The sequence below is a fragment of the Parabacteroides sp. merdae-related_45_40 genome (assembly GCF_001915675.1).
Genome location: NZ_MNQY01000039.1, coordinates 35,231 through 51,426, shown reverse-complemented (window position 1 = coordinate 51,426; position 16,196 = coordinate 35,231). Strand labels below are relative to the sequence as shown.

Sequence of the window (16,196 nt, the reverse complement as noted above, 5' to 3'; positions counted from 1 at the left end):
CCGGCGCCACAAAAAAGCCGGCTATCCCCTTCATATGAAGGGAGCCACGGATACTTTTTCGTTTAAACCTACTGTTATAACTTACAATGAAGCAAATATATAAAAAAATAACGGAGGAACACTCTATTTACTTACTTATTTTCTGAAAAAATAGCGTGCTCCTCCGCGACTGTAGAACCGACTGGCTGTTTATTTTCTCCCCGAATTCCTAATCAGTTCCGTAATCTTGTTATTCAGGCAGTCTGCCTCGATCAGTTTCTCCAACGTGATGTGCATCCTGTATCGCCAATAATGGTTTGAATCGGACGGGACGTTGATGCGTTCCGCTTCGTAATCTTTCCGCTTGATGGAGTCATCCATTGCAAACCAGTCCTGTATAGGGATTATAGCCAGCATCGAAGCCGTCGCCAGGTGGTTGGAAACGATCTGCGTCGCCAAATCTGCCGTACATTCCTCTGGCGCATCCCCGGCATATCCCAGAACATTATTATAATAACGCTGTATCTTAGCACGGTCCTCTTTCCACCAGCTACGGAGCGGTGTCATATCGTGGGTGGATGTCGTACAAACCGAATGATAAGGCAGGTTGTACAAGTCCGAAAATTCACGTTGCGGAGTCTTGGGCATACGTTCTATTTCCAGACTGAATATCTGCAATTTGTTCATCACATCGGGGACGGATTCCGGGATCATTCCTAAGTCTTCGCCACAAACCAACATGTTCGTACTGCCTACCAGCGGAGTCAGGCGGTTAAAGGCTTGAGCTTTCCAGAACTCATTATGGCGGTGATAGAAAAAGTTCCAATATAACTGGTCAAAAGCATATTGGTCAGAAGCGCTCAACTCGCGATACAAGTAGGACTGGCTAGCCGAAATACGCGGGTGGAATTTATCCGGCTCACGCGGATCGCGCAGGAACAGCACTTCATTGGCTATGGCAAACAGTCCTTTCTTAATCCGAAGGGATGCCTCATCCGTCTTTCCGGCAAACAGAGCTTCCACCTTGCGTTGCGTATCGCAGAAAGGTTTCAACACGAAATGCCGCGATGATGACTGGGCCAGGAACGCACCGATCACTTCTTCCGTCTGATCGCCAAACAATTCGGGCAGGAACTCGCGGTTGATATGAGGGGTAGTCAGGCGCGCTTCATTGAAATCCAAGCCATACTGTTCGATTTCGTTCGGGGTAAGCGGCAAAGCAGGGTTGAAATGCCCGCAAAGTCCCTGAACATACTCCGACGGTACTTCCCAGATACGGAAAAAGCCTAAGATATGATCGATACGGAAACTATCGAAATAATCTTCCAATTTACGGAAACGTTTCTTCCACCAGGAGAAATTATCTTTCTCCATCATATCCCAATTATAGGTCGGGAACCCCCAGTTCTGACCATTTACGGAGAAATCGTCGGGCGGAGCACCGGCCTGACCGTTCATATTAAAGTATTTCGGTTCCATCCATGCCTCGACACTCGTACGGTTCACTCCTATAGACAAATCGCCTTTCAGCACGATCCCGTTCTTGCGGGCATAATCGGAAACACCCTTAAACTGGGTATGCAGGACATATTGCAGGAAATACAAGAAAGATATTTCCGGATATGCCTTGCCTCCCACGGAACAAAGTTCACGAATAGTGTTCTTATCGAATACGGAGTTCTCTTTCCATTGCGTGAAGTCGGAAGTCCGGTACATGTCACGCAAGTAGCAATAGGCGGCATAAGGCATCAGCCAAGACTCGTTTTGCGCGAAAAACTCCCGATATTCAGAGGTGGACAAGATCGCCTCGCCCTCCTGCCTGAAGTATTCCCGGCAATATTCCAGCTTATATCGAACCGCCTGTTCGTAATCGACGGCATCCAGTCCGTTCAACTCTGCCTGTTTCCGGGCAAAAAAGGCCGCCTTTTCCGGATCTGCCAGCTCTCCCAGATCGGGCAGGCTGATGTACATCGGATGAAGGGCGTAAATCGAAATGGCGCTATAAGGATACGAATCGGTACGGGTATGCGTCGTCGTCGTGTCGTTCATAGGAAGCACCTGGATGATACGTTGACACGTTTTCCTGGCCCAATCCACCAACATACGCAAATCCCCCAGGTCACCGACTCCGAAGCTCTTCTCCGAACGTAAGGAAAAGACCGGGATCACCGAACCGGCACACCGCCATAAAGGCAGGTTATCACGAAAATAAAGGCCCGAAACGATCACCGTCTCTCCCACCTGTTGCGAAGGCAGATTCAAGACACGGTTCTCATCTTCTTCCCAATATAAAGGCTGCTGCTGATCATCGCAGATCAGAAACTTATATTCCAACGGATAGGAAATCTCCCCCGCATCCAAGTCTATATGCCAGACGGGAAAGGTGTCGCAACTCAATATTAACGCTTTATCAGGATGCCAATTGCCCAAACAGTCCTGATTTCCGGTGATAGCCACGCGCTGGTTCTTTTCGACACGCGGAACAGAGATCTTGATCGTAAGTCTCTTACCGCTCTTCACCACCCGCTCATGCGTATTACACGGATGTGCAAACAAACTTTTAGTAAATGCTGAGGAATAAAAGGCCAGATTAGCAGGACGAACCTGCCAATAATCATATAGTGTATATTGGTCTGCCTGGCCGATAAAGAATACCTGATGGTTCTTTTCCCATTCCTCGAATATCTGCTTGTCGTTTACACTCAGGAAATATCTGTATTCTATATCCTTGACAGGAGAGGTCACTTCCAGTTCAAGCTGCCAGTTTCCATCTCCCTTATAACTCATTTCTTTTGCCAAAGCAGGTTCCCAGGAACCCAGCTCAGGAATCGACCCTACAACACATAACTTCTGCCCCCAAACGGTATGGAAGTTGATATTAAAGGTGACTTTCATGGTACTTTTATATTTATGATTTATGATTCATGGGATATTATTCACGATTTATGATTTATCATTTAGCGTCAATGATAAATCATAAATCATAAACCATAAATCTTTTCATCCGCATCTCGAAGCACCGCAATTGGTACAGATCAGACAACCTTCCTGGTAGACAAGTGTCTCATGTCCGCAATTCGGGCATTTCTGGCCTTTTGCCTCCGTACCGTTCGGCAGGTATTTCTTCAAAGCGCGTTCCACACCGTTCTTCCAAGTGTTGATAGATTCGTTATTCAGTTCCATACCTTGAACCAGCTTGATCACCTGGTCGATCGGCATACCGTAGCGCAAGACACCGGAGATCAGCTTGGCATAGTTCCAGAATTCCGGATTGAACTTGCCGTCCAGACCTTCGATCGTCATCTTGTAACCACGCTTATTCTTGAACTGGAAGTCGTAATGCTTCTGGCCGTCCTCGTCATAGCTCTTGATAATGCTACCCTTCGAAACGTTCTTCGGCAACATGATACCTTCATCGTCATCGGCAAGACCGGTAAAGATTTCGTACGGGCGACCATTCAGCAGACCGACAAATGCAATCCACTTCTCACGGTTGTTCTGGAATTTCACCACGTCGGCTTCCAGTTCGCGCGGACGGGTAGCCACGATAACCGGCGGCTCCATACAGTTGCAATCTTCTTTTTTCTTCTTCTTGTTATCCGTAGACAACAATACACCTGAGCGGGAACCGTCACGGTAAACCGTACAGCCCTTACAACCGCACTTCCAGGCTTCCACATACAGGGAGTTCACAAGGTCTTCCGTCACATCGGCCGGCAGGTTGATTGTTACGCTGATGGAGTGGTCCACCCATTTCTGAATACGTCCCTGCATACGGACTTTCTGCAACCAGTCGACATCGTTTGACGTCGCTTTATAGTAAGGAGACTTAGCAACCAGTTCTTCCACTTCTTCTTGTGTATATTTTTTGGAAGCAGAGAAGCCGTTGGCCAACATCCAGGTTACAAATTTATGATGGAATACGATATATTCTTCGAATGCGTCACCTGTTTCGTCGACAAAGTCAACACGAGCTTCCGCATCGTTCGGGTTCACCTTGCGGCGACGGCGATAAACGGGCAGGAACACCGGTTCGATACCCGAAGTAGTCTGCGTCATCAAGCTGGTCGTTCCTGTCGGTGCTATCGTCAGACAGGCGATATTACGGCGACCGTATTTCACCATGTCGTCATACAGCTCCGGATCGGCTTCACGCAGACGGTTGATAAACGGATTCTTTTCTTCGCGCTTTGCATCATAGATATCAAATGCACCACGTTCTTTGGCCATTTCCACAGAAGAACGATAGGCTGCCAAAGCCAACATCTTCTGTACCTTCTCGGCAAACTCAGTCGCTTCTTCCGTGCCGTAGCGCAATCCCAAGGCGGCAATCATATCGCCTTCGGCTGTGATGCCCACACCGGTACGACGTCCTTGCAAAGTCTTCTTCTGTATCTTCTCCCACAGGTGGCGTTCGCTCTGTTTTACTTCCAATGATTCGGGATCGGCATCGATCTTCTCCAGAATCTTTTCTATCTTTTCTGATTCCAAGTCGATGATATCATCCATGATACGTTGCGCCAGGATAACATGCTTCCGGAACAGATCAAAATCGAAATAAGCCTCTTTTGTGAAAGGATTGACAACATACGAATATAAGTTGATTGCCAACAGACGGCAGCTATCATACGGGCACAAGGGGATCTCACCGCAAGGGTTGGTCGAAACCGTACGGAATCCGAGATCCGCATACGAATCGGGAACAGACTCTCTCAAGATCGTATCCCAGAAAAGCACACCGGGTTCAGCCGACTTCCATGCATTATGAATGATTTTCTTCCAAAGTTCGGCCGCATTGATTTCCTTCACATTGGTAGGTTCCGACGAGTCGATCGGATATTGTTGTTTATAAGGAGTTCCGTTGATTACGGCCTGCATAAATTCATCATCGATCTTCACAGAAACGTTAGCCCCCGTCACCTTCCCTTCCGTCATCTTGGCATCGATAAACGATTCCGAATCCGGATGTTTGATGGAAACACTAAGCATCAAGGCACCACGACGGCCGTCCTGGGCCACTTCGCGGGTTGAATTTGAGTAACGTTCCATAAAAGGAACCAATCCGGTCGATGTCAACGCCGAGTTCTTAACAGGAGATCCTTTCGGACGAATATGTGATAAATCGTGACCAACACCGCCACGACGTTTCATCAACTGCACTTGTTCCTCATCAATTCGAATAATCGCACCATATGAATCGGCATCTCCATCCAATCCGATTACAAAACAGTTAGAGAGTGAGGCAATTTGAAAATCATTGCCAATTCCCGTCATCGGGCTTCCTTGCGGCACGATGTAACGGAAATGATCAAACAGGGCAAAGAGTTCCTCTTCCGACAGAGGGTTAGGATACTTCTTTTCTACACGGGCAATTTCACTTGCCAAGCGGTGATGCATGTCTACGGGAGACTCCTCATAGATATTTCCGAATGCATCCTTCAAGGCATACTTATTTACCCATACTTTTGCGGCCAATTCGTCACCGGTAAAGTAGTCCAGTGAAGCTTTAAACGCTTCATCGAAGGTGTAAGTTTTACGATTCACGATTGTTTTAAGTTTAATGATGTGCAAGTTTAAGCATTGTTTATGGATTAGCCAAATTATTCAATAAAGAAAATATACATTGTCGACAAGTTATCCCTTCCACAGACCGACCATGCTATTTATCAACAGTTTACCTTTTTTTTCAATTCAAAAAGTTTTCCAAAAAGAGAACCGACACTACAATAAGATTTTCTCAAAATAGAAAAAGGACGCAACCCGGAAGCGCATCCTTTCATATAAATATATCATCAAATCAAGCCTTGAGCAAAGCCTCGATCTCTTCTACCGAAGAACGGAAAGATTTATTCGTTTCGATCTGGTCCCTTACCGTCTTACAGGCATGCAAGACGGTTGCATGGTCACGCTTCCCGACGATCTTCCCGATATGAGAAAAAGAACTATCGGTATACTTCTTCGCCAGGTACATCGTAACCTGACGTGCCTGCACGATTTCCCGCTTGCGTGAGTTGGTCTGGATAGCGGCTAGTTCCAGATTATAGTATTTACAGACTACATCCTGAATCGATTCCACAGACACCTGCTTCTTTTCCAGTTTTACGACGCGGCTCACCACCTGTTTGGTCAATGGCAGGTCGATCATCCGGTTGAACGCCGTAGAATAAGCCAGCAAGGACGCAACGATACCTTCCACATCGCGTACATTCTCCGTCACGTTGCTTGCAATAAAATTGAACACGTCATCCGGAATCACCACACCGTCATGGCTGATCTTATTCTTCAGGATTTTCTTGCGCAAATCCAAATCCGGGCGATCCAGCTCTGCCGTCAGCCCCCATTTCAAACGGGTAATCAAACGTTCCTCCATTCCCTGCAAATCGACGGGAGCTTTATCGGAAGTAAGGATCAACTGTTTGCCCAGCAGATGCAAGTGATTGAATATATGGAAAAATGTATTCTGTGTCTTATCTTTACCGATCAGTTCCTGGATATCGTCCAAAATCAACACATCCACGCCTTGATAAAAATACATGAAATCATTTGTCGTATTTTTCCGGATGGCTTCCGTGTATTGTACGGTAAAAAGGTGGGCTGATATATACAGCACCTTCTTTTCCGGATGGATCTCCTGAATGCGGTTACCGATCGCATGGCATAAGTGGGTCTTTCCCACACCGGACGCCCCGAATACAAACATCGGGTTAAAGGTCTTTCCCGGTTCCTGTGCGATAGCCTCGCTCGAAGAACGGACCAGACGATTGCTTGTCCCTTCAAAATAATTATCGAAGTTGTATTTAGGGTTCAAATGAGAATCCCAATCCTGACGAGCTTTAGACTCGAATAGAGAAGGGATATCCGCACTTTTCTTACCGGTACGGGGAGCGTCATTACCGGTAGGTAAAGTAATCATGCCATCTTCCTTTACCTTATCAACGACTTTGATACGATAGTTCAATATCGTACCCTGTCCTATCACACGATATAAAGTAACTTTCAATACGTTCACATACTTCTCTTCCAGATACTCGTAAAAGAACTGGCTGGGTACTTGAATCGTAAATTTATTATCCTCGTATGATAATGGTATGATAGGCTTGAACCATGTGTTAAAAGCGGCCTCAGGGACAATGTCCTTAATGACTGCGAGGCATTTATTCCACAAAGTTTGATATTCAGTCTGCATGATTTTTTACTCTCCCAACTCTACTTACAACTTCAATTTTTATTTTTACGACTACAAAGTTTAGAAATTAATTCCGAAAAAAAAAGTATCATTTTGTTTGGAACTTTTGATTGTTCAATATCCCGTTTATTGTCAGGCAGTTAATTCCAACAATCTGAATATCTTCATTTTAAAATATCAGAATCACAAAAAACCTTTGTTTAAGAGCATTCTTTAGCTCCTTGCCATCTCTGGCAACCGACTTCAAAAAAGGCCTTTCGATCCAGTTATACTTCTCAATCTAAAGGCCTTAGAGAAGTCAAACTTCTGTATTTTATATTTTTTCGTTTAATTGGAATAATTCTAAATAAACAGATTTGTACAACAAATCTTATGCAATCTTAAAATACAGAAAAATGTACATATCTTTTGGGGTTCTGCCTCAAATCGAGCAAAAGCTTGGAGGCATTGTCTGCCGTACTGTTCAGGTTATCGTAAAGAGCACGGTCGTTCAACAGGAGTCCCATACTATTATCCTTTGAGTTCAGCTTACGCGTCATCTGTTCCACGTTATCCAATGTTGCATTCACCGCATTCACGGTCGTTGCCAGATCCAGTTTTTTCAAATCCGTGCTGACATCGGCAAAGTTTCCGGTGATGACCTTCAGATCGCTCATAATGCCCGGCACATCCTTGCTCAGCATCTGGTTGAGCTGGCGGGAAGAAACAGCCAGACTATTAGTCGTTGTCTCTATATTATTCAAAGACTGGGCCAATGCCGGATGATTTACCAGCGTTTGCAAACCGCCCAGAATCGAATCGATCTTCGGCAAGAGCAGTTCCACCTGCGGGAGAATCTTTTCCTGCACGGATTGCATCATATCCGACTCCATCCGCCCCTCGATCGTATCACCGGGCTTCAGATAGTCGTCCACATACTTGTTCAGATGGATATGCAATTCACCGCCACCGAGGAAGCTGTTCACAATCGTGATATAACTGCCTTTATTAATTTTCATGTGGTCTTCCAGGCTGATATCGATCGAAATCTTATCGACGGCATCATAGTCATAAACTATCTCACGCACCAGACCGACTTTAAAACCTTCTACAAATACAGGACTCGAAACCGTCACTCCCTTTACATTCGTACAAGCCACCACATAATGATTTGTCGGTTTAAACAGATTGATCCCTTTCAAATAATTAATTCCTAAATATAGCAATGCCAGACTGACTATAGACACAAGTCCGATCTTTGCTTCTTTGGTGAATACATTTTTCATTTCTTCTCTGTATATATAAATATAAATTCTGTTACTATCAATATTTCACTTTCTTTCCATCTTTAAAGGCGACTATAAAAGCGTCCTTAAAATCTTTCGCTACCTGCCGGCGCAACTTGCGGATAGAATCGAAACTTGTCGTCTCGCCGTATGTATACTTGTAAATGCCTTTCTCAATAAAGTAATCGACATTCTTATATCCTTTAAACAATTTAGAACCGGAAGAAAGTTTTTTATCCGAGGTAAGTATTTGTATTTTATAAATCGTTTGCCCCTTTTTAACCCGACCCGCTTGCTTCGCGGAGACTGCCGACTTGGACACGCGACTCTGGTTGGACTCCTCCATCTTGTTCTTTTGGCGAATATACTCTTCGCTTCCAGGAGGCGCAGAAATCGGTTGATTATCACCAATATTATCTACAACTTCCAATATAGGAGCAGCACTTGCATTTCCCGCCAACGCACCGCGCTTGCGGTCATACTCCCACTTATATTTTGTAAAAGCATTATAAATGGCGGTTGCCAGTTTATTTTGCCCTTCCTTCGTTCTCATGAAGCGTTCTTCCGCAGGATTCGAGATATACCCTAATTCCACAAGAATACTCGGCATGCTCGTCTTACGCAGCACAAGGAAACCCGCCTGCCGCACTCCCCTGTTATTACGCTTGGCCGAAGCAAAACATTTCTGCACCTCCGAAGCCAAGCTAATGCTCTGCTCCATATGCTTATTCTGCATAAATTCGAAAATAATATACGATTCGGAAGAAGTCGGATCGAAACCTTCATACTTCTGCAGATAATTATCTTCCAAAAGGATTGCTGAGTTTTCGCGCATAGCGACTTCCAGATTCTCATCCGTACGGGCCAAACCTAACGTATAAGTCTCCGTTCCCGATACGGAACTGCCTCTCTTCACCGCATTCGTATGAATGGAGATAAACAGGTCCGCCTTATTCCGGTTGGCGATATTCGCTCTCTCGTCCAATTCGATGAAGACATCCGTTTTGCGTGTATAAATGACTTTCACATCATCATGCTTTTCCGATATCAGGCTACCGAGCCTAAGAGCTACCGCCAGATTAATAGCCTTTTCATTGATGGACGAACCACGCGCACCAGGGTCTTTCCCCCCATGCCCGGCATCGATCACCACCGTAAACGTCTTTTCCTTTGCCTGCGACACAGGTAAAACAAAAAACAAGGCTATCACCAAATTGATATATAGAAAAGTTCTTTTTACCACTTTAAAAATTTCTTGCAAATTCGGGACAAATGTAATGTTTTTTGATGAGTTAAACTGGGCTGATCTGAAATAAAAAAAGGGCAATTCGCAAGGAATCGCCCTTTCCATTTATAGATCCGGTATAGGATTATTCAGAAACTACTTCAAAAGGAACTTCTACCGATACTTCTTTGTGAAGTTTCAAGGTAGCTTTGTAATTGCCAACTTCCTTAACAGATTCCTTGATATAGATAATCTTACGGTCTACCTCGAAACCGGCTTTTGCCAATGCATCAGCCACTTGGATATTCGTTACAGAACCGAAGATCGTACCTGTAGAGCTTGTCTTAGCACCGATTGTCAGGGCAACGCCTTCCAACTTAGCAGCCAAAGCCTGAGCATCCTCTTTAATCTTAGCCAACTTGTGAGCACGTTGTTTCAAGTTTTCAGCCAATACTTTCTTTGCAGACTCAGATGCGATAACTGCTTTACCCGTGGGGATTAGAAAGTTACGTCCGTAACCGTCTTTAACCGTTACGATATCGTCCTTGTAACCTAAGTTGATTACGTCTTCTTTCAAAATAACTTGCATATTCTGTCTCCTCTCTTTTATTATTTCATTAAATCGGTTACGTAAGGAAGCAACGCCAAATGACGAGCTCTTTTAACAGCCTGAGCGACACGACGCTGGAATTTCAAAGAAGTACCAGTGATACGACGCGGAAGAATCTTACCCTGTTCGTTCAGGAATTTCTTCAAGAATTCAGGATCTTTGTAATCGATATACTTGATGCCATTCTTTTTAAAACGGCAATATTTTTTCTTTTTAACGTCTACTGAAGGCGGAGTCAAATATCTGATTTCTGATTGAGTTGCTGCCATGATTAATTCTCCTTTACTGTTTCTTTAGATGATTTCAAACTTCTTCTCTTTGCTGCATATTCTGCTGCATATTTATCCTGGCGGAAAGTCAGGAAGCGAATCACACGTTCGTCACGACGGAAGTTAATTTCCAGTGTAGCGATTGTTTCCGGATTTGCCTTGAATTCAACCAACTGGTAGAAGCCTGTTGTTTTCTTGTCGATAGGATAAGCTAATTTGCGCAAACCCCAATTTTCTTCGTTCACGATTTCAGCACCCTGTTCTTTCAGGAGGTTCGTGAATTTTTCTACCGCTTCCTTCATCTGAGCGTCAGACAAAACGGGAGTCAAAATGAAAACGGTTTCGTAATTGTTCATAAAACGCTGTTTTGTATTGTTATTACTAAATATTTTTTGCGGTGCAAAGGTAGGAACTTTTTTTTATTCTGCAAACAAAAACTTTTATCTTTTCAGAGCAACCTCAATTATGTTTATCCTAGTAAGCTCAGTAGCAAATCAGAATAGAAGACTCTGCCGAAGCCATGAATTAACGTTTTATCCGGCAGAGGAAATGATTAAATTGCCTACTATAAGATTATTATTGAATATAATTTAAACAGGCTCTAAACCAAACAGTTCACCTCTAATAAAAAAGGTGCAGTCAATGGCTCAATATAAACAACTCATTACAAGTAGCTTACAGAGGTTTTCCGTTCATTGTGGTTCAATCCTACATCTTAAAATAAATATATTAATAATATATATATAGGCTCATATCCTTGTACCCCTTTAAACCGGCATAGACACGACAGGAATGAGAAAAATCCCTTCTTTCGCATCCGGAAGTCCGGTCTTTTACCTCCCGAACTTCTTGGTTTGACACGCCAAAGTCCCTTGTTTCGTACACAGAAGTCCCTTATTTCAAGGCTCACCCGGATATTGCACGATCGTCCTCACCTGTAGGGGGAGTCTACATCTTCTTCCCTTTCCTTCAATCGTTTCCCCGTGGCTCTGTCTTTAGCTCCGGGTTTACCCCTACCCATTGGGACAACCGTTTCCCTGCCGATACCGACATCAAATCAGAACCGCAAAGGACCGCCAATTCCTCCCCCCCGTAACTCCTGACTTCGAATTCATTCATCATCGTAATCCCCATCGTTTTATCGTCCCGTAAAGATAAGCAATAATTAGTGATATTCAAAACATAATGACATCTATATTCTACCTTTTCCTACCTGTTACCGCACCGATCTTCGCCGATATTCCCCAAACCGTATTCCTACCTGTTGCGAGGCCCTACCTTCGTGTTGTCATTGATAATGAAAACAGGTAGAGCGACCAATACGAATTCATAAAAATCGATATCTTTGCAATCGGTTATCTGCAACAAACATCAGGACGAATGCGTTATAATTAAAGAAATTAAAAACGATATGACACGAAAACTATATTTTACAATCTTATCACTGCTCTTCATATCTACAATTTACGCTCAATACGTCCCGGACATACTGGGCGATAATTATCTGCGCCGGACCATTCAGATGCCGGATGACTACGAGGGGAAAGTCGTCTGCACGCTTGTCAAGAAGCCACAGTTACCGGAGGCCAAACAGGCAATCTTGTATATACATGGCTACAATGACTATTTTTTTCAGAAACAATTGGGTGACAGCGTGAATGCCCACGGTTATAACTTTTATGCTATGGACCTCCGCAAGTACGGACGCTCGATACTGCCGAACCAGAATCCTTTCTTCTGCAAAAGCTTGAAAGAGTATTTTGCAGACCTCGATACTGCCCTTGCCATTATTAGGGAAGAGGGGAATGACAAAATATTGCTGATGGCACATTCTACCGGTGGATTGATTACCCCGTATTATCTGGACAGCAAAAAAGGTAAACTTCCTGTCGACGGATTGATATTGAACAGCCCCTTTCTGGACTGGAATTTCGGATGGATGATGGAAAAAATCGTGATCCCTGTAGTTTCCTGTATAGGGAAACTATTTCCTAACCTGACCGTACAAGGATACGGGGATGCTTCGTATGCTCATAGTCTGCTCAAACAATTCAAAGGGGAATGGGTATATAATACGGACTGGAAGATGATTAACGGCCATCCGAAAAAAGCCGGATGGATAAACGCCATACAAGAAGCGCAGAAAACAGTGCAGAAAGGGATCGGCCTGGACTGTCCGGTACTGGTGATGTCGTCAAACAAGTCGTTCCCGGAAACAAAAGAATGGAATAACGAATATCTGTCTTCCGACATCGTGCTGGACATACACGATATTCAAAAATACGGACAGAAATTAGGCAATTATGTTACACGTGACACGATACAGAACGGGATTCATGACTTGATACTCTCTGAAAAAGACTCGCGCGACCATGTATATCGCACAGTGTTCGACTGGTTGCCGGGAAAATAAACATTGATTATTCTGATATTTGTATTTTCAGAATGCTTATACTTCTTTTCGAAATGAGATATCCGCCGGTAAGTTTTAATCCTTACCTTTGTCCGGTTAAAATAAATATGGAATGAAAGCCTTACAGACAATCATTGCAGTTGCCACTCTTCTCCATGCTGCAAATACTTTTGCACAGACGGAAGAAGCAGAAGATGCAACCTCATATAAAGCCGAAGTTTTCGGATCGGCCAGCAGCGGATCGACAACTCCGTTCTGGATGGTGAGCAATCGGTACGGGGTAGTTCCCCTAGACGCCAATAACGGCTATCTCAACGCTGGAGTTTTTCATCAACAACATTTTGGAAAGGGATTTCGCTGGAGTGCAGGGCTGGACATTGTAGCTGTCGTACCCCGTTACCGTAATGTGTATATCCAACAGATATATGCCGAGTTAGGATATAAAAGTATGCTTCTGAGTGTGGGGAGCAAAGAAAACCGGCATTCGCTTTGGGATCATTCCCTTAGTTCCGGTGACATGGTTCTCTCCTCCAACGCACGCCCGATTCCGGAAATAAAACTGAGTATGCCGGAATTCACCGTCGTTCCGCTCACAAAGGGTTGGATGCAGGTGAAAGGAGATTTTGCGGTAGGCAAGTCTTTCGATACCAAATATCTGGAAAATTTCTCCAATGGAAAACAAACCTATATAAAGAACGTCCTTTGGCATCATAAATCTTTTTACGTCCGCATCAAGGACACGCAAAACGAATTCCCGCTTTCCGGTATTATCGGCGTGCAACACTGGGCGCAATGGGGTGGAACATCCAGCAATCCGAGAATAGGTGTACAACCTCACTCCCTGAAAGATTTTATCCGGGTAGTTTGTGGTAGCGAAGGCGGAGACAATGCAACTCTTTCGGACCAGGTCAACGTGCTTGGCAATCATTTCGGTTCGTACGATTTCAAACTGGAATATACGATGCCGAACTGGAAACTGGCAGCTTATCATCAGCATTATTTCGAAGATAAATCCGGAATGATATTCGTGAACGGGACAGACGGACTTTGGGGAGCACAGTTGGATTTGCCACGCCTTCCCTGGCTAAAAAAGGTTGTAACGGAATATTTGGTCACCCGCAATCAGAGCGGACCGTTCCATTTTATCATCTTCGATCATGACAAATATCAAGGTCCGGGTGGTGGCGGAGATGATTATTACAATAATATAGAATACATAACCGGTTCTTCCTATTTCGGACAAGGTATAGGATCACCGCTTCTGACTTCCCCCCAATACAATACGAACGGGGATATAGATTTCAAGAATACACGTGTACGTGCCTGGCATTTGGCATTTGAAGGAGACCTGTCGCCAATGGTTTCCTATCGCCTCAGATACACACTCATGAATAGCTGGGGAAAACCTTACGCCCCGTTTCTGGATAACAAAAGAAGCAATTCCGGACAGGTGGAAGTCAAATATCGCCATCCACGCCTGCAAGGTTGGGAATTCACAGGAGCTGTGGCCGCAGATGCAGGTTCACTCTATGAGGATAACGTCGGGTTCAGTCTGAGTGTCTGCAAACGCGGCATTTTAAAATCCTGGAAATAGATTATTTATATTGCTCCCATAAGGCTGACGCAATGATGTCTTGTGTTTTGTCAGCCATCTGCTGCAATCCTTTATGGGAAGCATCCATCCCTTCGGTCGGGATAGGCGGATGAATGACCATTTCCATCTTGTGACGGTGAATATTCAACGAACCGATCGGCAATACGTCAAAAGGTCCGTTCAAGGTGATCGGGACAATCTGTAAATGCTGGTCGGCTGCCATCTGGTAAGCTCCTTTCTTAAAACGGATCATCTTTCCGTTATAAGTACGTGAACCTTCCGGGAATACCACCACCGACGCTCCGTTCTTCAGGCTACGTTCCGCCTCCAACACGCTACGGGCGGCAGCTTTCGGTGTCGAATTATCGACAAAGATAAAACCTGCAGCCCGGCAAGCAGCTCCCACAAACGGGATTTTGGCAATACCGGCTTTCATCACCCACTTGATCGGTACACCCAAAAAACCATATATAAGGAATATGTCGAAAGCGCCTTGATGGTTGGCAACAAATACGTACGATTTCTTCCGGTCTATATTTTCCCGTCCTTTCACCTTCACCGGGCAAAGGGCCAAATGGCAAGTCAGCCATGACCAAATCATTCCCGGATAATAAGCAAATATTCTTTCCCCGCCTAATAGGCAACCAACAATAACCGTAAGGGCTGTCAGTATGGTCAATGCCACAAAAACAGGAACCACAAACAGCCATAAATAGAGCATATAAAGTATCCGTAGCATATATAACTGTATTATTTCACAAATATAAAAGCTAAATTCAATGGTTTCATCATTTTTGTCCCAAAATATTTTTGCAATCGGGTTATTATTGCTTTATTTGCGGTAGAAAAAAAATAATATATAAAATATCTATCACCATGAACGAATTATTGAAAAATCTGGGGGTAATCGTACTCCTTATCGGTGTTATCATTTTGGCTGTACCGGCAATTAACGGAGGATTGTCAAATACTATTCTTCTTACCGGTTTAGGAGTCATTATTCTGGGTTATATCGGTCATATCGTTATAAACAAGAGACTCGGATAATCACACACTTACAAATAAAAAAGTCCGCTCCTTAGGAACGGACTTTTTTATTTTCTGTCCAGGATAATCAGGCTTCCCCTTTCACCCCTCCGATAGGAGGAACAAAATCTTCAAATTTGGCAGTCTTACCATTTGCTTGTTCTTCAAACTTTGCCAGATTATCTTGCAAAGCAAACAACAGTCGTTTTGCATTGTCCGGAGTCAGGATGACGCGACTTTTCACCTGTGCCTTCGGAGCACCCGGCACAACGCGGATAAAATCCAATATGAACTCGGATGAAGAATGTGATATAATTGCCAGATTTGCATACGTTCCCTGAGCCATCTCTTCTGACAGCTCTACTTGAATCTCATTTGTCGGTTTGTTATTTTCCATATTCTTATTATTTGATTATAAATATTCCAAGACAAATATACATATTAAAATCGGAATAGTATCAAATAAAAAGGGCTACCTTCACAGGCAGCCCTTTTTCAGTTGTGTTTTTAATTCTCAATTCTTTAGACCAATGTAAAAAAAATACCTTATTGTGTTTAATATTCTATAATCTCGACGCTTAAACTAAGGCAATTCGTCTTAGTAATTTCATTGTTTATTCAACGTTACA

General features: G+C 44.0%; 14 protein-coding genes. 3 read left to right on the top strand and 11 right to left on the bottom strand.

Features of this window, described 5'->3' with window-relative positions; translation table 11 throughout:
* Positions 1–189: 189 nt before the first annotated feature.
* The 9 genes from BHV83_RS03865 to BHV83_RS03825 all read right to left on the bottom strand — a co-directional run bounded on the left by BHV83_RS03865 (position 190) and on the right by BHV83_RS03825 (position 11,713).
* Positions 190–2,874 carry a 4-alpha-glucanotransferase gene (locus tag BHV83_RS03865; protein ID WP_286756376.1) on the bottom strand — a complete coding sequence of 895 codons (2,685 nt, stop codon included), beginning with the start codon at positions 2,872–2,874 and terminating at the stop codon, positions 190–192.
* 105 nt (positions 2,875–2,979) lie between these two features.
* Positions 2,980–5,523, bottom strand: a complete 2,544-nt coding sequence (locus BHV83_RS03860) for an adenosylcobalamin-dependent ribonucleoside-diphosphate reductase (protein ID WP_036724401.1) — start codon at positions 5,521–5,523, stop codon at positions 2,980–2,982.
* Between the two features lie 253 nt (positions 5,524–5,776).
* Positions 5,777–7,165: a chromosomal replication initiator protein DnaA gene (gene dnaA / locus BHV83_RS03855; RefSeq protein ID WP_005637083.1), complete on the bottom strand. Its 1,389-nt coding sequence runs from the start codon at positions 7,163–7,165 to the stop codon at positions 5,777–5,779.
* Positions 7,166–7,545: 380 nt separating this feature from the next.
* The gene (locus tag BHV83_RS03850) at positions 7,546–8,430 is read right to left on the bottom strand and encodes an MlaD family protein (protein ID WP_005637091.1); all 885 of its coding nucleotides are present in this window, start codon (positions 8,428–8,430) and stop codon (positions 7,546–7,548) included.
* A 37-nt stretch (positions 8,431–8,467) separates the two neighbouring features.
* A complete protein-coding gene (locus tag BHV83_RS03845) occupies positions 8,468–9,673 on the bottom strand; it encodes an N-acetylmuramoyl-L-alanine amidase family protein (protein ID WP_182387857.1) in 1,206 nt (401 codons plus the stop codon).
* A gap of 127 nt (positions 9,674–9,800) precedes the next feature.
* On the bottom strand, positions 9,801–10,244 hold the full coding sequence (rplI, locus tag BHV83_RS03840; protein WP_005637097.1) for a 50S ribosomal protein L9: 444 nt from the start codon (positions 10,242–10,244) through the stop codon (positions 9,801–9,803).
* Positions 10,245–10,264: 20 nt separating this feature from the next.
* Positions 10,265–10,534, bottom strand: coding sequence for a 30S ribosomal protein S18 (gene rpsR, locus BHV83_RS03835; RefSeq protein ID WP_005637107.1), 270 nt, complete (start codon positions 10,532–10,534; stop codon positions 10,265–10,267).
* 2 nt (positions 10,535–10,536) lie between these two features.
* Positions 10,537–10,890, bottom strand: a complete 354-nt coding sequence (rpsF, locus tag BHV83_RS03830; protein ID WP_005637109.1) for a 30S ribosomal protein S6 — start codon at positions 10,888–10,890, stop codon at positions 10,537–10,539.
* Positions 10,891–11,503: 613 nt separating this feature from the next.
* The gene (locus tag BHV83_RS03825) at positions 11,504–11,713 is read right to left on the bottom strand and encodes a hypothetical protein (protein ID WP_286756358.1); all 210 of its coding nucleotides are present in this window, start codon (positions 11,711–11,713) and stop codon (positions 11,504–11,506) included.
* A 232-nt stretch (positions 11,714–11,945) separates the two neighbouring features.
* On the opposite strand from BHV83_RS03825, the gene BHV83_RS03820 reads away from it, so the two are divergent.
* Together BHV83_RS03820 and BHV83_RS03815 are read left to right on the top strand one after the other, a co-directional pair.
* Positions 11,946–12,947: an alpha/beta hydrolase gene (locus tag BHV83_RS03820; protein ID WP_122205385.1), complete on the top strand. Its 1,002-nt coding sequence runs from the start codon at positions 11,946–11,948 to the stop codon at positions 12,945–12,947.
* Between the two features lie 112 nt (positions 12,948–13,059).
* Entirely contained in the window at positions 13,060–14,541 is a 1,482-nt protein-coding gene (locus BHV83_RS03815; protein WP_122205307.1) for a capsule assembly Wzi family protein, read from the top strand.
* 1 nt (position 14,542) lies between these two features.
* Here the strand turns inward: BHV83_RS03815 and BHV83_RS03810 are convergent, their stop codons facing one another.
* Complete coding sequence (locus BHV83_RS03810; RefSeq protein WP_122205306.1) at positions 14,543–15,280, bottom strand: lysophospholipid acyltransferase family protein; 738 nt, start codon at positions 15,278–15,280, stop codon at positions 14,543–14,545.
* Positions 15,281–15,417: 137 nt separating this feature from the next.
* Here BHV83_RS03810 and BHV83_RS03805 point away from each other — a divergent pair, with 137 nt between their 5' ends.
* Positions 15,418–15,588: a hypothetical protein gene (locus BHV83_RS03805; RefSeq protein WP_005637127.1), complete on the top strand. Its 171-nt coding sequence runs from the start codon at positions 15,418–15,420 to the stop codon at positions 15,586–15,588.
* A 67-nt stretch (positions 15,589–15,655) separates the two neighbouring features.
* On the opposite strand, the gene BHV83_RS03800 is transcribed toward BHV83_RS03805, so the two are convergent.
* The gene (locus BHV83_RS03800; protein WP_005637128.1) at positions 15,656–15,964 is read right to left on the bottom strand and encodes a DUF3467 domain-containing protein; all 309 of its coding nucleotides are present in this window, start codon (positions 15,962–15,964) and stop codon (positions 15,656–15,658) included.
* Positions 15,965–16,196: the final 232 nt, after the last annotated feature.

Excerpts from the sequence above, each read along its gene's own strand:
- rpsF (WP_005637109.1), bottom strand. The coding sequence starts at position 10,890 with ATGAACAATTACGAAACCGTTTTCATTTTGACTCCCGTTTTGTCTGAC.
- BHV83_RS03810 (WP_122205306.1), bottom strand. The coding sequence starts at position 15,280 with ATGCTACGGATACTTTATATGCTCTATTTATGGCTGTTTGTGGTTCCT.
- BHV83_RS03805 (WP_005637127.1), top strand. The coding sequence starts at position 15,418 with ATGAACGAATTATTGAAAAATCTGGGGGTAATCGTACTCCTTATCGGT.
- BHV83_RS03815 (WP_122205307.1), top strand. The coding sequence starts at position 13,060 with ATGAAAGCCTTACAGACAATCATTGCAGTTGCCACTCTTCTCCATGCT.
- BHV83_RS03865 (WP_286756376.1), bottom strand. The coding sequence starts at position 2,874 with ATGAAAGTCACCTTTAATATCAACTTCCATACCGTTTGGGGGCAGAAG.
- rplI (WP_005637097.1), bottom strand. The coding sequence starts at position 10,244 with ATGCAAGTTATTTTGAAAGAAGACGTAATCAACTTAGGTTACAAGGAC.
- BHV83_RS03800 (WP_005637128.1), bottom strand. The coding sequence starts at position 15,964 with ATGGAAAATAACAAACCGACAAATGAGATTCAAGTAGAGCTGTCAGAA.
- rpsR (WP_005637107.1), bottom strand. The coding sequence starts at position 10,534 with ATGGCAGCAACTCAATCAGAAATCAGATATTTGACTCCGCCTTCAGTA.
- BHV83_RS03850 (WP_005637091.1), bottom strand. The coding sequence starts at position 8,430 with ATGAAAAATGTATTCACCAAAGAAGCAAAGATCGGACTTGTGTCTATA.
- dnaA (WP_005637083.1), bottom strand. The coding sequence starts at position 7,165 with ATGCAGACTGAATATCAAACTTTGTGGAATAAATGCCTCGCAGTCATT.
- BHV83_RS03820 (WP_122205385.1), top strand. The coding sequence starts at position 11,946 with ATGACACGAAAACTATATTTTACAATCTTATCACTGCTCTTCATATCT.